Annotated in this window: 1 protein-coding gene; it reads right to left on the bottom strand. The window is 67.4% G+C overall.

All coding sequences use genetic code 11. The features are described from left to right. A partial coding sequence (locus ACV530_RS36285) for an amino acid adenylation domain-containing protein (RefSeq protein ID WP_494336998.1) occupies positions 1 to 8639 on the bottom strand: 8639 nt, incomplete at both ends.

The raw sequence follows: 8639 nt of genomic DNA, 5'->3' as shown, positions 1-8639 counted from the left end.
CAACTCCACCCCCTCAAAAACAACAGCAACCGCCCCCGGCGCACACGCCACCCGCTCCTCAAACCCCTCCGGCAACGACACCCACGGCACCCCAACCCCCGTGTCATTACGCCGAACCAACAACTCATGACGCTCCCGCCCGGACACCACCTCCAACTCACCAACACACCGATCCGCGTCCACCACCACCGCACCCAACAACCGACCGAACCGCTCCACCAACCCCTCAACCGTCACCCGATCAAACAAATCAACAGCAAACTCCAGGATGCCCGTGAGGCCGCCCGGCGCTCCGTTGGCCGTTTCGCGTTCGGCAACGCTGAGGAACAGGTCGAACTTGGCGGGGCCCGGGGTGGTCAGCGCCTCCATGTCGAGGCCGGGCATGTGGAGCCGGGCCTGTTGGTTGTTCTGGAAGGCGAGCATCACCTGGAACAGGGGATGCCGGGACATCGACCGGACCGGGTTGAGCACCTCCACCAGGTGCTCGAACGGCACATCCTGATGCGCGTACGCGGACAGGTCGGATTCCCGTACGCGGCCGACCAGTTCCCGGAAGGTGGGGTTGCCCGAGAGATCCGTGCGCAGCACCAGCGTGTTCACAAAGAAGCCGACAAGATCGTCCAACGCCTCATCCGTACGCCCGGCAATCGGCGAACCGATCGGGATGTCCGTCCCCGCACCCATCCGCGACAACAACGCCGCAAACGCCGCCCGCACCACCATGAACACACTCGCACCCGACTCCCGAGCCAGCTCCGCAAGCCCAGAGTGCACCCGAGCGTCCACCTCGAACGTCACGCGGCTGCCTTGGAACGACGCCACAGCCGGACGGGGCCGATCGGCAGGCAAGTCCAACTGCTCCGGAAGGTCGATCAGTTGCTCCTTCCAATACGCAACCTGACGGCTGAGCACGCTGTCGGGGTCGGACTCGTCACCGAGCAACTCCCGCTGCCACAGCGCATAATCCGCATACTGCACCGGCAACGGCTGCCAGGACGGAGCCCGGCCCGCAGTGCGCGCCTCGTACGCCGTGGCCGCGTCCCGCGCCAGCGGTGCCATCGACCAGCCATCACCGGCGATGTGGTGCAGCACCACGACCAGGACGTGGTCCCCGTCCGGCAGAGCGAACAGAGCGGCGCGAAGCGGCGCCTCGGACCTCAAGTCGAAGCCACGCCCGGTGACTTCCGCGACCGCCGCCGAAACGTCCTCCTCGCCGATCTCCCGGACCGGCAGCTCGAGCTCGACGGTGGCGAGGATGCGCTGACAGGGCACTCCATCGTCGCCTTCGGGGAAGACGGTACGCAGCGCATCGTGCCGGGCGACGACATCCTCCAGGGCGGCCCGCAGTGCCTGCCGGTCCAATGTGCCCATCAGGCGGAAGGCAAGGGGCAGGTTGTATGTGGCGGATGCGGGTCCCTCGAAACGGTTGAGGAACCACAGGCGCAGCTGGGCGAAGGACAGGGGTATCACTTCCGGGCGCGCCACCGGCGACAGCGCTTGCCGCGCTGTCTGCGCGCCCACCAGGCGCTCTGCCAACCGTGCCACGGACGGCGCCTCGAACAGGGTGCGCAGCGGCACCTCCACGCCGAGCACGCTGCGGATGCGGCTCGCCACTCGGGTAGCCAGCAGGGAGTGGCCGCCCAGATCGAAGAAACTGTCGTCGACGCCCACCCGGTCGAGGCCGAGCACCTCGGCGAAGATCTCGCAGAGGGCTTCTTCCCGGCCGTCGCGCGGGCCTCGCCCCGAGGCCGCGTACTGCGGTTGGGGCAGCGCGCGCCGGTCCAGCTTGCCGTTGGGGGTCAGGGGCAGTTCCGGCAGCGGGACGACCGCGGCCGGCACCATGTAGTCGGGCAGCAGCCCGGCGACGAAGCGCCGCAGCTCGCCCGGGTCCGCAAGGGCATCACCGCGCGCGGGCACGACATATCCGACCAGGCGCTGGTCGCCCGGCCGGTCCTCCCGGACCACTACGGTGGCCTGGGTGACGCCGGGGTGGCGCACCAGAGCGGCCTCGATCTCGCCCGGTTCGATACGGAAGCCGCGGACCTTGATCTGGTCGTCGGCGCGGCCCGCGTACTCCAGTTGGCCGGCGCCGTTCCAGCGGCAGAGGTCTCCGGTGCGGTACATCCGCGACCCGGCGGGCCCGTACGGGTTCGCCACGAACCGCTCGCCGGTGAGCGCCGGCCGGCCGAGATAGCCGCGGGCCAGGCCGTGTCCGGCGATGTAGAGCTCGCCGGTCGTGCCCGACGGCACGGGACGCAGGCGCTCATCGAGGACATACACCTGAGTGTTGACGATCGGCCGCCCGATGGGCGGGGTACCTGTGCCGGGAACCACCTCGGCCAGGGTGGAGATGATGGTCGTCTCGGTCGGTCCATACGCGAGGGTGACCTCGGCGGCGTGTGCGCACAGGGTCTCGGCGAGCGCGGCGGGCAGCACCTCGCCACCGGTCAGGACCCGCAGTCCGCGCACCAGGCTGGGGTCGGACGTCACCAGCGTCTGCCACAGCGGAGGCGTCGCCTGCATGACGGTGACTCCAGCGTCACGGATCACCTCCCTCAGTGCCGCCGGCTGGGTCATGGTCGCCTTGTCGGCCAGGACCAGGCCCGCGCCCGCGACCAGCGGCAGCAGTATCTCCGCGGTGGCGATGTCGAAGGCGATCGTCGCCACCGGGAGAAGCCGGTCGTCGGAGCGCAGCGCGAGCCGGTCCCCCAGCCCGGCGAGAAGGTTGGCGAGCGCGCCGTGGGAGACGATCACGCCCTTGGGCGTGCCCGTGGAACCGGACGTGTAGATGACATATGCGACGTCGTCGCGAGCCGGCCCGGCCACGTCGGGTTCACTGTCCGGGTACGCGGTGAAATCTCCGGCCATCTCGTCCGGCCCGAGGACCAGCAGCGGGGCGGAGTCCCGCGTCATGAACTCCACCCGCGCCGCCGGATGGTCCACGTCGATCGGTACATAGGCACCGCCTGCCTTGAGGATGCCCAGAAGCGCCACGATCTGGTCCACGGATCTGGGCAGCTTCAGCGCCACACGCTGCTCGGGCCCGACGCCGCGCGCGAGGAGCCAGTGCGCGAGCCGGTTCACTCGTGCGTTCAACTCGGCATAGGTCAGGGAGACTTCGCCACACACCACGGCGGTGGCTTCCGGTGCCTCGGCGGCCTGCCGCGCGACCAGACGCGGCACCGTCAGGTCCGCCACCGGCACCCCGGTGTCGTTGAGGCCCCGCAGCAGCCACTCCCGCTCGCCGGCCTCGAGTATGTCGATGGCCCCGATCCGCCGCCCAGGGTCGGCGACCAGGTGCCGCAGCAGTCGGAGGAACCTGGCGGTCATCGCCTCGATCGTGCCCTGGTCGAACAGGTCGACGGCGTACTCGAAGGCGCCCGTCAGGCCGTCCACGGTCCCGTCGGCCGCATGCCGCTCGCCGAGCGAGAGGGACAGGTCGAACCGGGCCACTTTGGTGGACGCCGTGGCAGCGGACACGCTGAGCCCCGGCAGGTGCAGCTCGGCCTGTTCGTTGTTCTCGAAGGCAAGCATCACCTGGAACAGGGGGTGCCGGGAGGTGGAGCGAGTGGGGTTGAGGACCTCCACCAGGTGCTCGAACGGCACATCCTGATGCGCGTACGCGGCCAGGTCGGCCTCACGAACCCGCCCGACCAACTCACGGAAACTCGGATCACCCGACACATCCGTACGCAACACCAGCGTGTTCACAAAGAACCCGACAAGATCGTCCAGGGCGTCATCCGTGCGGCCGGCGACCGGTGAACCGATCGGGATGTCCGTCCCGGCCCCAAGCCGCCACAGGAGCGCGGCAAGGGCCGCCTGCGCCACCATGAAGAGGCTGGCGCCGAACTCGCGGGCGAGGTCCATGAGGCCCCGATAGAGCTCCGCGTCCACCTCGAAGCCCACCCGGTCGCCTCGGCGGGAAGCCGCCGCCGGACGGGTACGGTCGGTGGGTAGCTGCAACTGCTCCGGCAGACCGGCCAGTTGCGCCTTCCAGTATGCGACCTGGCGGCTGAGCGGGCTGTCCGGGTCGGACTCGTCACCGAGCAGCTCCCGCTGCCACAGCGCGTAATCCGCGTACTGCACCGGCAACGGCTCCCACTCCGGAGCACGGCCGGCAGTACGCGCCTCATACGCAGCCGCCACATCCCGCGCCAGCGGCACCATCGACCACCCGTCGCTCGTGATGTGATGCAGTACGAACACCAGCACGTGCGTGGTCTCGTCCACCGCGAACAGCGATGCACGCAGCGGAGGTTCAGCCGTCAAGTCGAAGCCGCACCGTGCGGCCCGTGCTATGGCCTGCGGTACTTCCTCCTCGCGGATTTCCTGAACCGGAACTTCCACTGCGGCCGTTGCAGCGTCGAGGACGCACTGGACGGGCATGCCGTCGGCGGCTTCAGGGAAGACGGTGCGCAACGTTTCATGGCGTACGACGACATCACGCAGAGCCGCGCGAAGAGCCTCCCGGTCCATTGGCCCGACAAGCCGCAAGGCGATGGGCATGTTGTACGTGGTGTCCGCCGAGCCCTCGAAACGGTTGAGGAACCACAGCCTGCGCTGCGCAAACGACAGCGGCACCTCAGCGGGCCGTACGGCGGGGAGCAGCGCGGGCCGTGCCGCGTCGGCCTGCTCGATGCTGCGGGCCATCTCCTTGGCCGTGGGGCCTTCGAAAAGAGAGCTGACGGGAAGTTCCACGCCCAGGACGGTGCGGATGCGGCTGATCACGCGAGTGGCAAGCAGCGAATGGCCGCCGAGATCAAAGAAGTTGTCGTCGATGCCGACCCGGTCCAGGCCGAGTACCTCGGCGAAGATGGCACACAGGGCTTCTTCACGGGCGTCGCGCGGGCCGCGTCCCGAGGCCACCGGACGGTACTCGGGGGCGGGCAGGGCACGTCGGTCGACCTTGTGGTGGGCGGTCAGCGGGAGTTCAGGGAGTACCACGACAGTGGCCGGCACCATGAACTCCGGCAAGCGCTCACCGACATAGGCTCGCACCTCGCTTCCGTTCACTGCCGGAGCGTCGGCCGTCGGGACGATGTAGGCGATCAGGCGCTTGTCGCCGGGCTGGTCTTCCCGTGCCACCACAGCCGCTTGTGCGATCTGCGGATGACCGGACAGAGCCGCCTCGACCTCCCCAAGTTCGACACGGAAACCCCGCACCTTGACCTGTTCATCAACCCGCCCCACGTACTCCAGCCGCCCATCACGCCGACGACGCACCACATCCCCGGACCGGTACATCCGCGCCCCCCGCTCAAATGGGGAAGCCACAAACCGCTCCGCCGTCAACCCCGGACGATTGACATACCCACGAGCCACTTGCACACCCGCGATATACAACTCGCCCGCAACCCCAGGCGCCACCGGCTGCAAAAACCCATCCAGCACATACAGCCGCGTATTCGCGACCGGCCACCCGATCGGAACCGACTCACCAACCTCCTCACCAGCCCGCACCGCAAACACACAACAACCCACCACCGTCTCCGTCGGCCCATACTCATTCACCACCACCGACCCCGGCGAACGTTCCAACCAACCACCCGCCACCGCACCAGGCAGTGGCTCACCACCTACCACCACCGTCCGCGCAGCACCGCCCGCCTCTGCCACAGTCAACTGCTCGGACAGCAACCGAAGGTGGGAAGGCACCAACTTCATCAACCCGAACCCACCACCAGAACGGCGCACCACATCCGCCAACCCCCCGGCACCGCCATCCCCGCTCACCACCACCGCCGAACCCGACACCAATGGCACCCACACACTCGTCACCGTCAAATCAAAAGCCAACGACGAATGCAATGGCGCACCACCCCCATCCACCATCCCATAGGCACCAACAGCCCACATCACATAATTCGCCAAACCACCATGCGTCACCGCCACGCCCTTAGGCCGGCCCGTCGACCCCGACGTATAAATCACATACGCCGCACCCAATGACGACACACCACAACCCCGCTCCGCATCCGACACATTCACGCCGGACTCGGCCAGCACAGCATCCGTGGCACTCTCAACCACCAACACCCTCACACCCGCCGGAACAACACCACGCGCAGAAGCGTTAGTGAGCACCACCGCAGGCTCAGCGTCATCGAGCATGAAGGCAATGCGCTCACCTGGATACTCCGGATTCACCGGCACATACGCCGCCCCCGCCTTCAATACCGCCAACATCGCCACAACCGACTCCGGCGAACGCGGCATCACCAGCGCAACCCGGTCCTCGACCCCCACACCACAGGCGAGAAGATGTCGCGCCAACTGATTCGCCCGCGCATTCACCTCGGCATAGCTGAGCTCGATGCCCCCAAAGACGACAGCAGTTGCCTCCGGGGTGCGCTCCACCTGTGCCTCGAACGCCTCGGACAAGGACACCCAAAGAGCCTCGACCCGCTCACCTTGCCAACGGTCGAGAACCCCCTCCCGCTCCCCCGCCGACAGCAAATCCACCGCACTCACCCGACAATTCGGATCCGCCACCACCGCGCTCAGGAACCGGCCGAACCGTCCCGCCAACTCCTCAACCGTCACCCGGTCAAAAAGATCAACCGCAAACTCGAAGACACCGACCACACCCGCCGGATCCCCACCCTCACCATGGTGCTCACTCACACCCAACGAGAGATCGAACTTGGCCACGCCCGTGCCCGTTGACTCCCCGGTAAAGGTCAGCCCCGGCAGCCGGAGCTCAGCCTGCTCATTGTTCTGGAAAGTCAACATCACCTGGAACAAAGGATGCCGAGACATCGACCGAACCGGGTTGAGCACCTCCACCAAGTACTCAAACGGCACATCCTGATGAGCAAACGCAGAAAGGTCCAGCTGACGAACACGCTCGACCAATTCACGGAACGTCGGATCACCCGACACATCCGTACGCAACACGAGTGTATTCACAAAGCACCCGACAAGGTCGCCCAGCGCCTCATCCGTGCGGCCGGCAATGGGAGAGCCGATCGGGATGTCCGTCCCCGCACCCATCCGCGACAACAACGCCGCAAATGCCGCCTGCACCACCATGAACACACTCGCGCCCGACTCCCGAGCGAGTTCCGCGAGGCCCCGGTGGACTTCGGATCCCAGCGAGAACCTGACGCTGTCACCCCGGTACGAGGCAACAGCGGGCCGGGTACGATCCACCGGCAGCTCCAATTGCTCGGGCAACCCGGTCAGTGCCTCGGTCCAGTACGCGACCTGGCGGCTGAGCACGCTGTCGGGGTCGGACTCGTCACCGAGCAACTCCCGCTGCCACAGCGCGTAATCCGCGTACTGCACCGGCAACGGCTCCCACTCCGGAGCACGGCCAGCAGTACGCGCCTCATACGCAGCCGCCACATCCCGCGCCAACGGCACCATCGACCACCCATCACCCGCGATGTGATGCAACACCACCACCAGCACATGCACATCACCAGCCACCGCGAACAACCGCGCCCGCAACGGAACATCAACCGTCAGGTCAAAGCCCCGCGTAGCCTCAGCAGTCACCCGCTCCGGCAGCTCGGCCTCAGGGATCGCGATGGCCTCCGACAACGGGCATGCCTCCGTCGTAGGCAACACTCGCTGGTACGGAACGCCGTCCGCCCGCTCAGGGAAAACGGTCCGCAGCGACTCGTGCCTCTCCACGACATCCCGGAGCGCGGCGTACAGCGCCTTGAAGTCCAGAACACCCGTGAACCGCAGGGCGATCGGCATGTTGTAAGTAGATGTCGCGGATCCCTCAAGGCGGTTGAGGAACCAAAGCCTGCGCTGCGCGAAGGACAGCGGCACCTCAGCCGGCCGCTCCATGGGCGCCAGAGCCGCTCGCGCCTGCTCGGCATCCGCCAGCCATTCGGCGAGGCGCGCCACCGTCGGCCCCTCGAACAGGGTGCGCAGTGGCAACTCCGCGCCTAGCAGAGTGCGGATACGGCTGACCACGCGAGTCGCAAGCAGCGAATGGCCGCCAAGATCGAAGAAGCTGTCGTCGATCCCGACCTGGTCCGCACCGAGCACATCGGCGAAGATCCCGCAGAGGGCTTCTTCGACCCCGTTCCTCGGAGCCCTGCTGGGCTCACCATGGAATTCGGGTGCGGGCAGAGCGCGATGGTCGAGCTTTCCGTGGGCGGTCAGCGGCAGTTCGGGAAGAGTCACGACCGCGGCCGGGACCATGAACTCCGGCAGGAGCCCACCGACGTGCCGACGTACCTCACCCCCATCCACACTCAAGGCTTCGTCCGAGGGCACCAGGTAGGCAACCAAGCGCTTATCGCCGGGCTGATCCTCACGCACCACCACCGCTGCCCGGGATATCTGCGGGTGTGACGTCAGAGCGGCTTCGATTTCGCCGGGTTCGATGCGGAAGCCTCGCAGCTGGACTTGCGCATCCGCACGCCCCGCATACTCCAGATTCCCATCCGCACGCCACCGCACCACATCTCCTGTGCGATACATCCGCCCACCCCGACCACCAAACGGCGCGGCAACAAACCGCTCCGCCGTCACACCCGGCCGCCCCGCGTACCCACGGGCCACCTGCACGCCCACCACATAGAGTTCACCGGCCACGCCCACCGGCACCGGCCGCAGCGACGCGTCCAGCACAAACACCCCGCAGTCACCCTGCGGGCGGCCGATCGGCACCGCAC

The sequence above is a fragment of the Streptomyces sp. SX-6 genome, assembly GCF_059089585.1.
This window is presented reverse-complemented; position numbering and strand designations above follow the sequence as displayed.